The 15,045-nt window shown below is 70.3% G+C and carries 17 protein-coding genes; 5 read left to right on the top strand and 12 right to left on the bottom strand.

Annotated features, from left to right (window positions below):
• Positions 1 to 172 precede the first annotated feature (172 nt).
• A complete protein-coding gene (locus ACZ3II_RS01960; RefSeq protein ID WP_465515744.1) occupies positions 173 to 595 on the top strand; it encodes a (deoxy)nucleoside triphosphate pyrophosphohydrolase in 423 nt (140 codons plus the stop codon).
• On the opposite strand, the gene ACZ3II_RS01955 is transcribed toward ACZ3II_RS01960, so the two are convergent.
• On the bottom strand, positions 592 to 2,127 hold the full coding sequence (locus ACZ3II_RS01955) for a long-chain-fatty-acid--CoA ligase (protein WP_465515743.1): 1,536 nt from the start codon (positions 2,125 to 2,127) through the stop codon (positions 592 to 594). The two genes, ACZ3II_RS01960 and ACZ3II_RS01955, sit on opposite strands and share 4 nt — an antisense overlap.
• A 103-nt stretch (positions 2,128 to 2,230) precedes the next feature.
• On the opposite strand from ACZ3II_RS01955, the gene ACZ3II_RS01950 reads away from it, so the two are divergent.
• Genes ACZ3II_RS01950 through ACZ3II_RS01940 form a run of 3 tightly spaced genes read left to right on the top strand, consistent with a single transcriptional unit; the run spans position 2,231 to position 5,354 of the window.
• Entirely contained in the window at positions 2,231 to 2,860 is a 630-nt protein-coding gene (locus ACZ3II_RS01950; protein WP_465515742.1) for a TetR/AcrR family transcriptional regulator, read from the top strand.
• Complete coding sequence (locus tag ACZ3II_RS01945) at positions 2,857 to 4,269, top strand: aldehyde dehydrogenase family protein (protein ID WP_465515741.1); 1,413 nt, start codon at positions 2,857 to 2,859, stop codon at positions 4,267 to 4,269. Before ACZ3II_RS01950 ends, ACZ3II_RS01945 begins: the two co-directional genes overlap by 4 nt.
• Complete coding sequence (locus ACZ3II_RS01940; RefSeq protein ID WP_465515740.1) at positions 4,266 to 5,354, top strand: alcohol dehydrogenase catalytic domain-containing protein; 1,089 nt, start codon at positions 4,266 to 4,268, stop codon at positions 5,352 to 5,354. The genes ACZ3II_RS01945 and ACZ3II_RS01940 overlap by 4 nt, the downstream gene beginning before the upstream one ends.
• A 39-nt stretch (positions 5,355 to 5,393) precedes the next feature.
• Here the strand turns inward: ACZ3II_RS01940 and ACZ3II_RS01935 are convergent, their stop codons facing one another.
• Positions 5,394 to 5,744 (bottom strand): helix-turn-helix domain-containing protein, encoded by a 351-nt coding sequence (locus ACZ3II_RS01935; RefSeq protein WP_465515739.1) that lies wholly within the window; start codon positions 5,742 to 5,744, stop codon positions 5,394 to 5,396.
• Between the two features lie 5 nt (positions 5,745 to 5,749).
• Positions 5,750 to 6,124 (bottom strand): type II toxin-antitoxin system RelE/ParE family toxin, encoded by a 375-nt coding sequence (locus ACZ3II_RS01930; RefSeq protein ID WP_465515738.1) that lies wholly within the window; start codon positions 6,122 to 6,124, stop codon positions 5,750 to 5,752.
• Positions 6,125 to 6,188: 64 nt separating this feature from the next.
• On the opposite strand from ACZ3II_RS01930, the gene ACZ3II_RS01925 reads away from it, so the two are divergent.
• The gene (locus ACZ3II_RS01925; RefSeq protein ID WP_465515737.1) at positions 6,189 to 6,737 is read left to right on the top strand and encodes a DUF6886 family protein; all 549 of its coding nucleotides are present in this window, start codon (positions 6,189 to 6,191) and stop codon (positions 6,735 to 6,737) included.
• On the opposite strand, the gene ACZ3II_RS01920 is transcribed toward ACZ3II_RS01925, so the two are convergent.
• From ACZ3II_RS01920 to ACZ3II_RS01880, 9 genes are read right to left on the bottom strand one after another with little or no spacing between them, the layout of a single operon-like run.
• Positions 6,703 to 7,296: a TetR/AcrR family transcriptional regulator gene (locus ACZ3II_RS01920; RefSeq protein WP_465515736.1), complete on the bottom strand. Its 594-nt coding sequence runs from the start codon at positions 7,294 to 7,296 to the stop codon at positions 6,703 to 6,705. The genes ACZ3II_RS01925 and ACZ3II_RS01920 overlap by 35 nt on opposite strands.
• Positions 7,293 to 8,498: an acyl-CoA dehydrogenase family protein gene (locus tag ACZ3II_RS01915; protein WP_465515735.1), complete on the bottom strand. Its 1,206-nt coding sequence runs from the start codon at positions 8,496 to 8,498 to the stop codon at positions 7,293 to 7,295. The genes ACZ3II_RS01920 and ACZ3II_RS01915 overlap by 4 nt, the downstream gene beginning before the upstream one ends.
• Positions 8,498 to 9,478, bottom strand: a complete 981-nt coding sequence (locus ACZ3II_RS01910) for a phosphotransferase family protein (RefSeq protein WP_465515734.1) — start codon at positions 9,476 to 9,478, stop codon at positions 8,498 to 8,500. Before ACZ3II_RS01910 ends, ACZ3II_RS01915 begins: the two co-directional genes overlap by 1 nt.
• Positions 9,475 to 10,257, bottom strand: coding sequence for an SDR family oxidoreductase (locus ACZ3II_RS01905; protein WP_465515733.1), 783 nt, complete (start codon positions 10,255 to 10,257; stop codon positions 9,475 to 9,477). Before ACZ3II_RS01905 ends, ACZ3II_RS01910 begins: the two co-directional genes overlap by 4 nt.
• Positions 10,254 to 10,997, bottom strand: coding sequence for an SDR family oxidoreductase (locus tag ACZ3II_RS01900; protein ID WP_465515732.1), 744 nt, complete (start codon positions 10,995 to 10,997; stop codon positions 10,254 to 10,256). The genes ACZ3II_RS01905 and ACZ3II_RS01900 overlap by 4 nt, the downstream gene beginning before the upstream one ends.
• 45 nt (positions 10,998 to 11,042) lie before the next feature.
• Entirely contained in the window at positions 11,043 to 12,308 is a 1,266-nt protein-coding gene (locus tag ACZ3II_RS01895; RefSeq protein ID WP_465515731.1) for an ABC transporter substrate-binding protein, read from the bottom strand.
• Positions 12,305 to 13,339, bottom strand: a complete 1,035-nt coding sequence (locus ACZ3II_RS01890; RefSeq protein ID WP_465515730.1) for a branched-chain amino acid ABC transporter permease — start codon at positions 13,337 to 13,339, stop codon at positions 12,305 to 12,307. The genes ACZ3II_RS01895 and ACZ3II_RS01890 overlap by 4 nt, the downstream gene beginning before the upstream one ends.
• Positions 13,336 to 14,214 carry a branched-chain amino acid ABC transporter permease gene (locus ACZ3II_RS01885; protein WP_465515729.1) on the bottom strand — a complete coding sequence of 293 codons (879 nt, stop codon included), beginning with the start codon at positions 14,212 to 14,214 and terminating at the stop codon, positions 13,336 to 13,338. Before ACZ3II_RS01885 ends, ACZ3II_RS01890 begins: the two co-directional genes overlap by 4 nt.
• Complete coding sequence (locus ACZ3II_RS01880; protein WP_465515728.1) at positions 14,214 to 14,933, bottom strand: ABC transporter ATP-binding protein; 720 nt, start codon at positions 14,931 to 14,933, stop codon at positions 14,214 to 14,216. The genes ACZ3II_RS01885 and ACZ3II_RS01880 overlap by 1 nt, the downstream gene beginning before the upstream one ends.
• Between the last annotated feature and the right edge of the window lie 112 nt (positions 14,934 to 15,045).

Genomic DNA, 15,045 nt, shown 5'->3' with positions numbered 1-15,045 from the left:
CCTTGAGCGTCGTTGCCGGCTTGTGGCCGAACTGTCGCCGTGTCGTCATGTCGGTGACCACAGTTTCGTCCGTCCGGACACTGGTGTCCACGCCCACATATCCGTGTTTGCGTGACGATCGGGGCACCATCGGGCAACCTGAACGGTGAAGTTTCGTGAGATCTTGGATCTCATGCGGCCCGAACAATACGTCAAACCGTCGCCATCACCCAGGGTGATCGTCGCGGCTGTGATCATCACCGCGGGCCGGGTGCTGGCCTGCGAGCGCAGCAGCCCGCCGGAGGCGGCCGGACGATGGGAGTTCCCGGGCGGCAAGGTCGAGCCGGGGGAGACCGAGCAGCAGGCGCTGGCCCGGGAGTGCGTGGAGGAACTGGGCGTACGCGTCGCCGTCGGCGACCGGGTCGGCCCGGACGTGCCACTGGCCCACGGTCGTGCCGTGCTCCGGGTCTACGCCGTCGAGTTGCTCGGCGGCGACGTCCCGGAGGCGCTGGAGCACCGCTCCATGCGCTGGCTGACCGTGGACCAGCTGGACAGCGTCCCCTGGCTGCCCGCCGACGTCCCGATCGTGGCGGCGCTGCCGGGGTTGCTGGGCTAGGAGTACTGCTTGCGCAGCTCGCGCTTGAGCACCTTCATGCTCGGGCCGAGCGGCAGCGACTCGGTGAAGCGGACCTGGCGCGGGTACTTGTGCTTGCCCAGCCGCTCCTTCGCCCACTCGATCAGCTCGTCCGCGGTCAGCCCCTGGTCCTCCCGGACGACCACGGCGCAGATCTCCTCACCGAGGGTCTCGTCGGCGACGCCGATCACCGCGACCTGCTGGATGGCGGGGTGGCGGGCCAGCACCTCCTCCACCTCGCGCGGGTAGACGTTGAAGCCGCCACGGATGATCAGGTCCTTGGTGCGGTCGACGATGCTGATGAAGCCCTGCTCGTCCTTGATGCCCAGGTCGCCGGTGCGGAACCAGCCGTCGACCAAGGCCTCGGCGGTGGCCTCCGGGCGGTTCAGGTAACCGGCGAACACGTTGTGCCCGCGGATCACGATCTCGCCGAGCTCGCCGTCGGGCAGGAACTCGATGCGCTCCGGCACCTCCGGGCGGGCGATCTCCACCTCGACACCCCAGATGGGATGGCCGACCGTCCCGGGCTTGGCGCCGAAGCTGGGCTGGTTGGTGGTGGCGGTCGGGGAGGTCTCGCTGAGGCCGTACCCCTCCCAGATGGTCGAGCCGAAGGCTCCGGCGAACTTCTCCAGGACCGCGACCGGCAGCGAGGCGCCGCCCGAGACGCACAGCTTGAGGTTCGGCAGGCGCTCGGCCTTGGCCGCCGCCTCCAGCAGGCCGATGTACATCGTCGGCACGCCGTGGAAGATCGTCACGTTCTCCTTGAGCATCAGCTCGATCGCGGCCTCGCCGGTGAACCGGGGCAGCAGCACCAGCGTGCCGCCCAGGCGGAACGTCGCGTTCATCCCGACGGTCTGGCCGAACGTGTGGAACAGCGGCAGGCAGCCCAGCACCACGTCGTCGCCGGTCAGCGGGTGCACGTCGAAGACGTTGACGGCCGCGTTCATCACCAGGTTGAGGTGGGTGAGCAGGGCGCCCTTGGGCTTGCCGGTGGTGCCGCTGGTGTAGAGGATCACCGCGACGTCCTCGGCCTCCCGAGTCACGTAGGTGCGCAGCGGCTCGAGGTCCGCGGAGATCTCCTCCAGGCGGGGCGGGTACTGCGGGAGGTCGGCGGGGAGCGGGCCGACGTTGACCAGCGGGGTGCCGGTCGCGGCCGCCGCGCCGGCGCCGGCGGCCAGGAACGCGGAGTGGGTGACCAGCACCTTCGCGCCGCTGTCGGTCAGGACGTAACCGACCTCCTCGGCGTTGAGCAGCAGCGACACCGGCACGATCCGGGCGCCGACGGCCAGCGCCGCGTAGTAGACCCGGGGGAAGTCGGCGACGTTCGGGATCATCACGGCGACCGTGTCACCGGGGCCGACCCCCAACTTCCGCAGACCCGCTGCGTACGCCCGGGTCTGCGCCCACAGGTCCCGGTAGCTGATCCGGCCGCCGGCCTCGTCGACGATCGCCACCTTCTCGGGGTGCCGGCGGGCGGCCTCGGCCAGAACCGTGGCGAGGGAAAGCGTCGTCATTGCTGATCTCCCTTAGTGATGTACGTCGCAGTAGCTGTGCATAAACTAGCGGCGTAAGTTTTTACACGTCCAGTGTTGATACCGGTTTTCTCAGGGAGTTCTCATGGCCCGGCCCCGGCAGGCGCTGCTCACCCGGGAGCGCATCGTCGAGGCAGCCGCCGCACTGATCGACGCCGAAGGGCTGGACGCCTGCTCGATGCGGCGCCTCGCGACCGAGCTGGGCGTGCAGGGACCGTCGCTCTACAACCACTTCGCCACCAAGGCGGAGATCGTCGACGCCGTCGCCGAGCTGGTGGTCGCCCAGGTGGACATCACGGTCTTCCACGGCAACGACTGGCGGGAGGCGCTGCGGCTCTGGGCGAAGTCGTACCACGCGGTCCTCGCCGCCCACCCGAACATCGTCCCGGTGCTGGCCACCGGCCCGGGCCGTCGCCCGGCCGGGCTCGCCATGGCCGAGGCCGTCTACGGCGCGCTGCTCGACGCCGGCTGGTCCCGCGCGCGGGCCACCCACATCGGCGCGCTGATGCGATACCTCATCACCGGCTCCGCTCTCGGCTCGTTCGCGCTCGGTTTCGACGCCGACCCGGAGCTGTACGACCGCTATCCGCACCTGCACCGCGCCCACGAACTCGCGGCCCACCGTGCCGCCGTCGACGAGGGCGCGTTCGAACTCGGGCTCGATCTGCTGATCAACAGCCTTTCCGACCGCTATGACCAGGGGGTACGCCGATGACGTCGGTCTTCCGCGACGAGCACTGGATCGGGGGCGCGTTCGTGCCGCCCGGATCCGGCGACCGGATCGGGGTGGAGAATCCGTACACCGAGGAGGTGTTCGGGCACGTCCCGGCCGGCACCGCCGAGGACGTGGACCGTGCCGTCACCGCGGCTCGCGACGCCTTCGACGGCTGGGCCTTCGGCACGTCGCCGGCCGGCCGGGGAGCCGCGCTCGGCCGCCTGCACCGGGCCCTCGCGGCCCGGGCGGACGAGATCGCCCGGATCGTCGGCCTGGAACTCGGCACCCCCCTCAAGATCGCCAAGGCGGTGCAGGCGGGCCTGCCCCTCACGGTGCTCGCGGGGTACGCCGAACTCGCCGCCCAGCCCGCCCAGGAGGAGACGATCGGCAACTCGCTGGTCGTCCACGAGCCGGCCGGCGTGGTCGGCGCGATCACCCCGTGGAACTACCCGCTGCACCAGGTCGTCGCCAAGGTCGGCGCGGCCCTGGCCGCCGGGTGCACGGTGGTCCTCAAGCCCAGCGAGCTGACCCCGCTCACGGCGTACCTGCTGGCCGACGCCGTCGCCGAGGCGGACCTGCCGCCCGGCGTGTTCAACCTGGTCACCGGCACCGGCCCGGCCGTCGGCTCGGCCATCGCCGGCCATCCGGGCGTCGACCTCGTCTCCTTCACCGGCTCCACCGCGACCGGCCGGGCGATCAGCCACGCCGCCGCCGACCGGATCGCCAAGGTCTCCCTGGAACTCGGCGGCAAGTCCGCCAATGTGATCCTGGAGGACGCCGACCTGGTCAAGGCCGTCAAGGTCGGCATCGGCAACGCCTTCCTCAACTCCGGCCAGACCTGTACGGCGTGGACCCGCATGCTGGTCCACCGCAGCCACTACGACGAGGCCGTCGAGCTGGCCGCCAAGTCCGCCGCCGGTTACACCCTCGGCGACCCGTTCGACCCGGCCACCCGGCTCGGCCCGCTCGCCTCGGCCGGGCAGAAGGAACGGGTCCGCGGCTTCATCGAGCGTGCCGGCGCCCGGCTGGTCGCCGGTGGCCTGGACGCCTCGGTGCCCGGGCAGGGCCACTTCGTCGCGCCGACCGTCTTCGCCGACGTCGACCCGGACAGCGAGCTGGCCCAGGAGGAGATCTTCGGGCCGGTGCTGGCGATCATCCCGTTCGGCTCCGACGACGAGGCGGTGGCGATCGCCAACAACTCGAAGTACGGCCTGGCCGGCGCGGTCTGGGGTTCCGACGAGCGGGCGCTGTCGGTGGCCCGCCGGCTGCGCACCGGCGCGGTCGACGTCAACGGCGGCGCGTTCAACCCGTTCGCCCCGTTCGGCGGTTACAAGCAATCCGGTATCGGCCGCGAGCTGGGCGCGTACGGCCTGGCCGAATTCCAGCAGGTGAAGGCGATCCAGCGATGACCTCTTACATGACCGGGCTGGTCCTCCGGGAAGCCGGTGTGCCGGCCGAACTCGCCGAGTTGTGGTTGCCCGAGATCGGCCCCGGCCAGGTCCGGGTCCGGGTCCGCGCGGCCGGCGTCTGCCACTCCGACCTGTCCATGGTGAACGGCACCCTGGCGCCGCCGCACCCGCTCGTGCTCGGTCACGAGGCGGCCGGCGAGGTGGTCGAGGTCGGCGAGCACGTCACCCGGGCCGCCGTCGGCGACCACGTGGTGCTGAACTGGCAGCCGGCCTGCCGCACCTGCTGGTTCTGCGAGCACGGCGAGCCGTGGCTGTGCAGCACCTCGCACGGGGTGGCGGCGCTGCAGAGCGGCATCACCCTGGACGGCGAGCCGGTCCACGTGACCCTGGGCGTCGGGGCGTTCGCGGAGCAGGTGGTGGTGCCGGAGAACGCGGTCATCGCCGTACCCCGGGAACTCGATTTCGATCTCGCCGCCCTGCTCGGCTGCGCCGTGCTCACCGGCACCGGCGCGGTCCGCAACACCGCCCAGGTCAAGCCCGGCGAGACGGTGGTCGTGATCGGTCTCGGCGGCGTCGGCCTGTCGGTGGTCACCGCGGCCCGGGCCGCCGGGGCCGCGCAGGTCATCGCCGTCGACGTCACCGAGGCCAAGAAGGGCCTGGCCGAGGCGGCCGGCGCCACCGACTTCGTGGTCTCCTCGGACAGCCTGTCCAAGGACATCAGGTCCCGCACGAACCGGCTCGGCGCCGACCACACCATCGAATGCGTCGGCCGGGCCTCGACCATCCGGGCCGCCTGGCGCGCCACCCGCTCCGGCGGGCAGGTCACCGTGGTCGGCATGGGTGCTGCCGACGACATGGTCCAGCTCAGCGCCCTGGAGATCTTCTCCTCGGCACGGATCCTGCGGGCCTCGGTGTACGGCCAGGCCGACACCGACCTGGAGGTTCCGGCGCTGGCCCGCGACGTGCTCGACGGCAAACTGAACCTGGACCACCTGATCACCGACCGGATCACCCTGGCCGACGTGCCCGCCGCCTTCGAGCGGATGGCCCGCGGCGAGGGCGCCCGCTCCGTCGTCACCCTCTGACGGGTTTCACGGGCCGGCTCCGCGGAGCCGGCCCGCACGTCACGCGGCGTCGGCTACTGAGGCCTCCGGGTCGGCGCTGCGCAGGATGTAGAGGTCGTCACCGAAGACCGCCGAGATCTGCAGGCGGCCGCCGAGCGCCTCGACATAGCGGGCGATGACCTCGACGGTGGAGACCTCGCCCTGCTCGATCTGCGAGACGCGGCCCTTCGTGACGTTCATCCGCTCAGCCACCTCGGCCTGGGTGAGGCCGAGCCCTTTGCGCCGCTCCGCAAGGCGATACCCGTCGACGTATGCCTGGTGACGCTTACGAGCTGCCGCAATGGCCTCCTCGCCGCCAGCCTTCTCGACGAGTGCCGGGCGGATGTCTTTCCATCGGAGAAACTCGGTCATGGGTGTCACTCCTTGCCTGGCGTTTCCTGCTCGCGTTCTTTCAAGTACCGCTGGAACAACTGCTCGGCACGTGGGATCGCTTGCCTGTACCAGCCGGACCAGTTTCCCGATTTGTCTCCGCCGGTCAGGAGGATCGCCGATCGCCAGGGGTCGAAGACGAACAAGATCCGAATTTCGCTCTGCCCGGTGGATCCTGGCCGTAGTTCCTTCATGTTGTGTATTTGTGAGCCTTCGACTCGGTCGACCAGCGGTCTGCCGAGTGTCGGGCCGACTTCCGCCAGTTGATCGATGGCATCGACGATCTGGTCATATGAATACCCATCGAGTCCGTCGACCCAGTCCCGGAACTCGTGCGTGACGCGAATCTCCCACTCCTCCACGCCGGAGGAGGTTAGAAAATTCTATACCAGTGGCGACGGACCCGAGGTGCGATATGAAGGGTGGATGCGTCCAGAAGCGGGGCAGGTGCTGCACTTCTCGGAGGATCCGACGATCACGCGGTTCGTGCCGCACGTGGCGGCGACCGCGCAACAACCCGAGGCGTACGTCTGGGCCGTCGACCACCGGCGTGCGCCCGACTACTGGTTCCCCCGGCAGTGCCCGCGGGCGATGGCCTGGGTCCGGCCCGGCGTCACCACCGGCCAGGACCGGGAACGGATCATCGGCGCGGGCTGCGGCGACCGCGTCCACGCCATCGAATACGGCTGGTGGGAGGCGATGCGCGGCACCCGGTTGTACGCGTACCGGCTGCCCGCCGCTCCGTTCCGTCCGTTCGGTGAGCCGGAGCCCCACGCGCATGTGGCCACGGAACCGGTCGAGCCGCTCGGCCCGCCGGAGCCCGTCGGCGACCTGATCGAGTGTCACGCCGCCGCGGGCATCCAGCTGCGGCTGCTGGACAACCTGTGGCCCTTCTGGGCGCAGGTGGTCGGCAGCACCGCCGGGTTCAGCGGGATCCGGCTCAGGAACGCGCGGCCGGCGCCAGCATCGCCGTGACGATCCGGGTCAGGGCCGCGCGGGCGCTGTCGACCGGGAGGCCCATGGCGTCCCGCCAGCTCGCCCAGGTGGGCCAGAGACTGGCCGCGGTCAGGGCGTTGAGCAGATCCTCGTCGCTGCCGATCTCGTCCGGGAAGGTGGAGGTCAGCTCGTCGCGTACCCGGGAGACGTGCACGTTGCGGTAACGCTGCAGCCCGGTGGAGAACGGCTCCCGCAGCGCCGAGGCCCGCGCCGCGGGCCCGATCTCCTCCAGCATCCGGGCCCGCTGGTGGCAGAACGCCTCGATCCTGTCGTCCAGCGGCAGGTCCGCCGGGATCGGCCGGTACGAGGCGTCCCGCTGCTCCAGGACCCGCTGGCCGCTGGCCGCCATCAGCGCCTCCATGTCGGCGAAGTGGCTCCACAGGGCGCGCAGCGACACCCCGGCCAGTTTCGCCACCCGGTCGGCGGTGGGGCGCATGTCGCCCTCGCCGATCAGCCGGAGGTGCGCGTCGATGATCGCGGCGCGGGTCCGTTCGGACCGTGCGGTGCGACCGTCGACGCGGGTGGGTGGGTTGGTCACTTACTGCTCCGGTAACGCTTGAGCTCTCGGTGGGCCAGCGAGCGCTTGTGCACCTCGTCCGGCCCGTCGGCGAGTCGCAGCATACGGGCGCTGGCGAACAGCCCGGCGAGCGGGAAGTCCTGGCCGAGGCCGGCCGCGCCGTGCGTCTGGATGGCCTTGTCGACGATCCATTCCACGGTGGACGGCACCACGATCTTGATGGACTGGATCTCGGTGTGCGCGCCCTTGTTGCCGACCGTGTCCATCAGCCAGGCCGCCTTGAGCACCAGCAGCCGGGCCTGTTCGATGCGCACCCGGGACTCGGCGATCCAGTCCTGGACGACGCCCTGCTCGGCGAGCGGCTTGCCGAACGGGGTCCGGTCGAGGGCGCGCCGGCACATCAGCTCCAGGGCCCGTTCGGCCATGCCGATGAGCCGCATGCAGTGGTGGATCCGGCCGGGGCCGAGGCGGGCCTGGGAGATGGCGAAACCGCCGCCCTCCTCGCCGATCAGGTTGGTGGCCGGGACCCGTACGTTCTCGAAGATGATCTCGGCGTGGCCGCCGTGGTCGCCGTCGGTGTAGCCGAGCACCTGCATGCCGCGCTTCACCGTCAGGCCCGGCGTGTCCCGGGGCACCAGGATCTGGCTCTGCTGGAGGTGCCGCGGGGCGTCCGGGTCGGTCTTGCCCATCACGATGAAGATCTTGCAGTTCGGGTTCATCGCGCCGGTGATGTAGAACTTGCGGCCGTTGATGACGTAGTCGTCGCCGTCACGTTCGATCCGGGTGGCGATGTTGGTGGCGTCCGACGAGGCGACCTGCGGTTCGGTCATCGCGAAGGCGGACCGGATCTCCCCGGCCAGCAGCGGCGTGAGCCACTGCTCCTTCTGCTGGTCGGTGCCGAAGTCGGCGAGCACCTCCATGTTGCCGGTGTCCGGCGCGGCGCAGTTCAGCGCGGGCGGGGCGATGGCGGGGCTGCGGCCGGTGATCTCGGCGAGCGGGGCGTACTGCAGGTTGGTCAGCCCGGCGCCGTGCTCACCGGGCAGGAACAGGTTCCACAGGCCGGCTTCCTTCGCCGCCTTCTTCAGCGGCTCGAGGGCGGCGGGCGGCTCCCAGCCGTCATGGGCGGCGTGGAACGTGGCTTCGGCGGGGTACACGTGCTCGTCCATGAAGGCGAGCAGCCGCTTGCGGTAGTCCTCGGTCTTCGCGTCGAACTCGAAGTCCATTACTTTCCTTCCAGCGCTCGGTGGCCCTGCTCGACCAGTACGGGAACCATCGCCCCGACGGTGTCGAAGCCGGGGCCGACCGTCTGACCCTTGGTGTAGCGGTAGTGCACGCCCTCGAGGATGACGGCGAGCTTGAACGCGGCGAATCCCACGTACCAGTTCAGGTCGCCGACGTCGCGCCCGCTGCGATCGGCGTACCGGGCGGCGATCTCGTCCAGCGACGGGTGACCGGGGATGTCGGCCGGGGCGATCGGTACGCCGTTGCGCTCCAGCAGCGGGCGGCCGGCGTACACCAGCATCAGTGCCAGGTCGCTGAGCGGATCGCCCAGTGTGGACATCTCCCAGTCGAGCACCGCGTTGACCGCCAGCGCGTCACTGACCAGCACGTTGTCCAGCCGGAAGTCGCCGTGCACGACAGCGCCGGGCCCACCGGCCGGGATGTCGGTGGCCAGCCGGGCGTGCAGCTCCTCGATGCCGGACAGCTCCCGGCTGCGGGACGCGTCGAGCTGCTGCTTCCAACGGCGCACCTGCCGGGCGTTGAAGCCCTCCGGCTTGCCGAAGTCGCCCAGCCCGATCGCCTGCGGATCCAGCGCGTGCAGGTCGGCGAGTGTGTCCACCAGGGTGAACGTCAGCGCCCGGAAGTCCACCTTCTCGATCAGCGCGGCATCCCGGAAGATCGTGCCGTCGACGTGCTCCATCAGATAGAACGGCGCGCCGATGACCTCGGTGTCGGTGCAGAGCAACACCGGTTTCGGTACGGGGAAACCCGCCTCCGACAACGCCTCCAGAACCCGGTGCTCGCGGGTCATGTCGTGCGCCGTGGGCAGCACGTGCCCCAGCGGCGGCCGGCGCAGCACCCACCGGTTGACGCCGTCGGTGACCGCGTACGTCAGGTTCGACTTACCGCCCGCGAACATCGTCCCGGTGAGCGGCGGGCTTTCCAGAAATGCCTGGAGTCTCTCCAGGTCGAGGCCTCTCATGTTAACGGGGCCTTCTGCTCGAAACCGCGCTGGAGTTTGTTCATGCCCCCCAGCCAACGGTCCGGATCGCTCGCCCGCAAGCGGTAGTAACCCTCGACTTCGGGATGCGGGAGGATCAGGAAACCTTCGCCGGTCATCGACTCCGCGACCAGGTCGGCCACCTGCTCCGGCGGCAGGGCGCCCTCGGCCAGCAGAGCCGCGCTGCCGCTGCCCTGGTCGTTGCCGCGGGTCAGCATGTCGGTGCGCACCCCTTGTGGGCAGAGCGCCTGCACGATCAGACCCCGGTGCGCGTACGTGGCCCGCAGCCACTCCGCGTACGCCAGCGCCGCGTGCTTGGTCACCGAGTACGTGGCGCTGCCCAGCAGGGTCAGCAGCCCGGCCGCGCTCACCGTGATCAGCAGCCGTTTCGGCTCGCCGCCGTCCAGCCAGCGGGGCAGCAGCGCCCGGCTCACGTAGACGTGCGACATCACGTTGACCCCGAAGTCACGCTGCCACTGGTCGTCCGGTGTCGTCTCGTCCCCGGACGACAGCACCCCGGCGTTGGAGCAGAACAGGTCGATCCCGCCGAGCTCGGTCCACGCGGTGTCGACGAGGCGCTGGACGTCGGTCTCGCTGGCCGCGTCGCCCGCCACCGCGAGGCCGCCGATCTCGTCGGCGACCTCGCGGGCGGCCTCGGCGTTGAGGTCGTTGACGACCACCCGGGCGCCGTCGGCGGCGAACCGGCGGGCCAGCGCTGCGCCGATCCCGCCGCCGGCGCCGGTGACGACGACCCGCTTCACTGGACGGATCCGGTGAGGGTGAGGCCGCCGTCGATCACGATGGTCTGGCCGGTGATCCATCCGGCCTCCGGCGAGCAGAGGAACGCGACGGTGGCGGCCACGTCGTCGGTGGTGCCGAGGCGCTTCAGCGGGTACGTGGCCGCGACCTCGTCCTCCCGGCCCTCGTAGAGGGCGGTGGCGAACCGGGTCTTCACGACCGCCGGGGCGACCGCGTTGACCCGGACCTTCGGCGCCAGCTCGACGGACAATTCCTCGGTGAGGTGGATCAGGGCGGCCTTGGTGGTGCCGTAGAACGCGATCCCGGGCGCCGGGCGGACCCCGGACACCGACGAGATGTTCACGATCGAGCCGCCGTCGGCCAGGCCGCCGCGCAGCGCCTCCTGCACCCAGCCGAGTGTGCCGATCAGGTTGACCTCGGCCATCTTGCGGGCGGCGTTGAGGTCGAGAGTGGCCAGTGGCCCGTACGCCGGGTTGATCCCGATGTTGTTGATCAGCGTGGTCACCGGCCCGAACCGGTCCCGGGCCGCGTCGATCACCGCGGCCCGGTGCGCCGGGTCGTCACCCTTGCCGGCCACGCCGAGCGCCACCTCGGAGCCGCCGAGTTCCTTCACGGCGGCCTCGAGAGCGTCGGCGTCCCGGCCGGTGACCACGACTCGCGCCCCCTGGGAGACGAAACGCTGGGCGATGGCCAGCCCGATTCCCCGGCTTGCTCCGGTCACGATTGCTACCTGGTCAGCCACCGCTCAACCTCCTGGAGTCATATATTTGCAGTCCGAGTGCAGATATTACGCGGCCGGGACGCCACTCTGCGGCGGAGTCACAGGCTGGGTCGTGTACGCGGTGACCGGCCCGTCCCCGTCATCGGTGGTGTACGGCGTGCCGAAGTACACCGCCTTGCCCTTCTCGATCTTCGTGAGCTGCTGGCCGGCGTACCCCGAATGATCCTGCGCGGAGAAGCGCAGCGGCACCAGACCCGGTCCCTGGAAGCCGTTCTTCTGCACCGCCTCGATGATCTTGTCGCGGGTCAGGTCCTTGCCGGCGGACTGCAGCGCCTGCACGAACAGGTAGCCGACCGACATGCCGTACACGACGTTGTTGTCGAACTCCGCGCCGGCGTTGTGCTCCTTGTTGATCTTCTGGAAGAGCTGGATCCACGGGTTCGACTCGTCGGTGTTCAGCGGCAGGTAGTTCGCCGCCACCACGCCCTCCAGCAGCGGCGCGGCCTCGCCGAGGGTCTTCGCCAGGGTGGTCGGGTCGGACCCCACGTTGCTCACCACGAACTGCGGCTTGTACGCGATCTTCGCGGCCGTGCCGATCGACAGCGCGGTGAACGGCGGGATCGTCGCCAGGATCACCACCTCGCAGCCGGCCGCCTTGAACGCGCCGATCTGCGGCCCGACGTTCGGGTTGCTTGTGACATATTTCTCCTCGGCCGCGACCGTCCCGAGGATCTTCTTCACGCCGAGCAGGCTGTCCCGGCCGAAGTCGTCGTCCTGGCCCAGGAAGCACACCTTCTTGCCGGCGTGCGTCTCCTTCACGTGGGTCGCCAGGATCTTGCCCTCGACCGTGTAGTCCGGGTTGAAGCCGAACGTGCCGGGATACTTGTCGGCCTGGTTCCAGCTGCGGCTGCCGCTGGCCACGAAGAGGTCCGGCACCCGGTTGGTCTTCAGGAAGTCGAGCACGCCGGTGTGCGTCGGGGTCCCGAGACCGTTCAGGATCGCGAACACCTTGTCCTGCAGCACCAGCTCCCGCACCACGGTCTGGGTGTTCGCCGGGTTGTAGGCGTCGTCCTTGATCTTGTACTCGATCTTGCGGCCGTGCACCCCGCCGTTGGCGTTGACGTAGTCGAAGTACGCCTTGGTGGCCGGCGCGATCTTCGAGTACCCGGCGGCCGCCGGCCCGGTCAGCGGCATGTGCGTGCCGACCATGATGGACGTGTCGGTCACGCCCGGCACACTGCCGCCACCGGTCCCGCCTGATCCGCCGCCGTCGTTCGTGCAACCCGCGGCCAGCAACGCGACGGCCAGCGCCGAAGCGGTTATGCGTTTCATCGATTCCTCCTGAGCATTCGTGAGATTCGCGATGGGATGGATGCGAGGCCGCCGGGGGCGGCGAGCATGACGACGACGAGCACCACGCCGAAGACGATCAGCGCGAGGTTGCCCTCGAGCCGCTGCGACCCGGCCTGCTCACTGACGGACTGGGACAGGGCGGGGAGGACCACCAGCAGCAGCGCGCCCCAGAGCGCGCCGAACAGGCTCCCCAGACCGCCGATCACGATCGCCATCAGCAGGAACAGCGAGAGCGTCAGCGGGAACGCGCCGGGCGACACGCTCTGCGCGAGCACGGCGAACAGGGCGCCGGCCACCCCGGCGCAGGCGGCGCTCGCCACGAAGGCCAGCACCTGGGTACGGGCGATGTTGACACCGGCCAGCTTCGCGGCGGTCTCGTCGTCGCGGACCGCGCGCATGTCCCGCCCGAACCGGCCGCGCGACAGCAGCGCCAGCAGCAGCACCACGATCAGCGCCGCGCCCCAGCACAGCCAGGCCTGCCACTGCTCCATCGGGAACTGCTCCGGCGGCGGGTTCAACATCACCGACAGGCCCTGGTCGCTGTTGAACGTCTCGTCGAACGTGCTGGCCACCGACGGCACCACGATCGCCACCGCGAGCGTCAGCCCGGCCAGATAGGGACCGCGCAACCGGGCCGCCGCCAGCCCGATGATCCCGCCGGCCACCACCGTCGCCGCGATCGCCGCGGCGAAGCTGAGCGGCAGGTTCTCGAACCTGTTCTGGGTCAGCGCCAGCGTGTACGCGCCGGTCGCCATCAGCGCGCCGTGCCCCAGCGAGAGCTGCCCGTTCAGTCCGGTGAGGACGGTCAGACCGGCGGTCACGCACAGGTACGCCCCGACGGTGGCCAGCTGATAGTTGCGGAACGGTGGCAGGACGTAGGTCAGCCCCACCACGATCAGCGCGCCCGCCAGGACGACGATCACCGGATGCGGGCGCCACCGGCGCCGTCGCGGCAGATCGACACCGTTTTCCGGTACGGCCACCGCGCTCTGCTTCGTCTGCACGGTCATGCCACCCTCGCCTTCGAACTGGAGAACAATCCGCCCGGCTTGCCCAGCAGCACCACCACGAGCAGGGCGAGAACGGCCATCGGGGTGACCGCGACGTCGACGTAACCGCTGACGTACGACAGGAGCAGCCCCACCACCAGGCCGCCGATCACCGCGCCGATCGGGCTGTCCAGCCCGCCGACCACCGCCGCCGCGAACGCCGAGATGAAGACGACGTCCATCGCCGTCGGGTGCAGGCCCAGCTCGGTGGGGACGACCAGCATCCCGGCGAGCGAGCCCACGCCCGCCGCCAGCGCCCAGCCGAGCGTCAGCATGCCGCCGACCGAGACGCCCAGCAGCCGGGACACGTCCGGGGCGAACGCCGCCGCCCGCATCCGCAGGCCGATCGCGGTCCTGGTGAACAAAAGCGTGAGCAGCGCGACCACCGAGCCGACAGCGGCGAAGACGAACAGGTCGTACCGCGACAGCATCGCGATTCCGCCCACCTCGAACGCTTCCCGGCTGAACGGCGTCTGCACCGGCTGGAACTCGTTGCCGTAGATGATCCCGAGCGTGCCCTGGATGATCAGCACCAGGCCGAGCGCCACCACCACCCCGTTGAGCGGCGACGAGTGGTCCACGAAGCGCATCACCACCCGCTCCACCACCACCCCGAGCAGCAGCCCGGCCACGAGCGCCACCACGAACCCGAGCCAGTACGACCCGGTCGCGTTGGTGACCGAGTAACCGGCGTAGACCGCCGCCACCGCCATCGCGCCCTGCGCGAAGTTGACGATCCGGGCGGCTCGCCAGATCAGGACCAGGGCCAGCGCGAACGCGGCGTACACCAGCCCGCGGCTCAGCCCGTCGAACGTCAGATAGATGAATTCGTCCATCAGAACCCCAGGTAGGCGTGACGGAGATCGGCGTCGTCGCGCAACACCGCTGCCTTGTTCCGGGTGACCACCCGGCCCAGCGCCAGCACCACGCCCTCGTCGGCGATGGACAGCGCGCTGCGGACGTTCTGTTCGACCAGCAGCACCGCCAGTCCCGTGCGTTCCCGCAGGTCACGCAGCAGGGCCATGATGTGGGCGGTGACCTTCGGCGCGAGGCCCAGCGACGGTTCGTCGAGCAGCAGCAGTCGTGGCCGGCCGATCAGGGCCCGGCCCAGCGCCAGCATCTGCCGTTCCCCGCCGGACAGTTGATGACCGGCGAACGTCCGGCGCTGCGCCAGCGACGGGAACAGCTCGTACACCTCGTCGAGCGCCTTCTTCGCGTCCGCCCGGTCCTTCCGCCACAGGCCGCCGAGACGCAGGTTCTCGTCGACGGTCAGCTCGGTGACCACGCCGCGGCCCTCCGGGACGTGCGCGATACCGCGCCGCACCAGATGCTCCACCTTGGTGCCGGCCAGGTCCGCGCCGTCGAAGACGACCCGGCCCCGGGCCGTCTTGACCAGGCCGGACAGTGTGCGCAGCAGGGTCGTCTTGCCGGCGCCGTTCGCCCCGAGCACGGCGACGATCTCTCCCGGTTGGACGGTGAGGTTCACGTCGTGCAGGACGGGCGCCGCGCCGTACCCGGCGGTCAGTCCGTCGACCTGCAGCAGCGCGCCGCTCATCGGAAGTCTCCCGGCAGTGCCGGGGTACGGGTGATCATCGGCGCTCCTCCTTCGGGGCCGCTCGTTCGTTCATGTGCCGGTTCTCGGGTACGCCACGGAAAGCCGGGACGTG

This window comes from Actinoplanes sp. NPDC019969 (assembly GCF_055562375.1).
The sequence above is the reverse complement of the archived record's forward strand: the minus strand, read 5'-3'. Positions and strand labels throughout refer to the sequence as shown.

Excerpts from the sequence above, each read along its gene's own strand:
- ACZ3II_RS01940 (WP_465515740.1), top strand. The coding sequence starts at position 4,266 with ATGACCTCTTACATGACCGGGCTGGTCCTCCGGGAAGCCGGTGTGCCG.
- ACZ3II_RS01935 (WP_465515739.1), bottom strand. The coding sequence starts at position 5,744 with ATGACCGAGTTTCTCCGATGGAAAGACATCCGCCCGGCACTCGTCGAG.
- ACZ3II_RS01895 (WP_465515731.1), bottom strand. The coding sequence starts at position 12,308 with ATGAAACGCATAACCGCTTCGGCGCTGGCCGTCGCGTTGCTGGCCGCG.
- ACZ3II_RS01945 (WP_465515741.1), top strand. The coding sequence starts at position 2,857 with ATGACGTCGGTCTTCCGCGACGAGCACTGGATCGGGGGCGCGTTCGTG.
- ACZ3II_RS01955 (WP_465515743.1), bottom strand. The coding sequence starts at position 2,127 with ATGACGACGCTTTCCCTCGCCACGGTTCTGGCCGAGGCCGCCCGCCGG.
- ACZ3II_RS01880 (WP_465515728.1), bottom strand. The coding sequence starts at position 14,933 with ATGAGCGGCGCGCTGCTGCAGGTCGACGGACTGACCGCCGGGTACGGC.
- ACZ3II_RS01915 (WP_465515735.1), bottom strand. The coding sequence starts at position 8,498 with ATGGACTTCGAGTTCGACGCGAAGACCGAGGACTACCGCAAGCGGCTG.
- ACZ3II_RS01925 (WP_465515737.1), top strand. The coding sequence starts at position 6,189 with ATGCGTCCAGAAGCGGGGCAGGTGCTGCACTTCTCGGAGGATCCGACG.
- ACZ3II_RS01890 (WP_465515730.1), bottom strand. The coding sequence starts at position 13,339 with ATGACCGTGCAGACGAAGCAGAGCGCGGTGGCCGTACCGGAAAACGGT.
- ACZ3II_RS01960 (WP_465515744.1), top strand. The coding sequence starts at position 173 with ATGCGGCCCGAACAATACGTCAAACCGTCGCCATCACCCAGGGTGATC.
- ACZ3II_RS01885 (WP_465515729.1), bottom strand. The coding sequence starts at position 14,214 with ATGGACGAATTCATCTATCTGACGTTCGACGGGCTGAGCCGCGGGCTG.
- ACZ3II_RS01950 (WP_465515742.1), top strand. The coding sequence starts at position 2,231 with ATGGCCCGGCCCCGGCAGGCGCTGCTCACCCGGGAGCGCATCGTCGAG.
- ACZ3II_RS01910 (WP_465515734.1), bottom strand. The coding sequence starts at position 9,478 with ATGAGAGGCCTCGACCTGGAGAGACTCCAGGCATTTCTGGAAAGCCCG.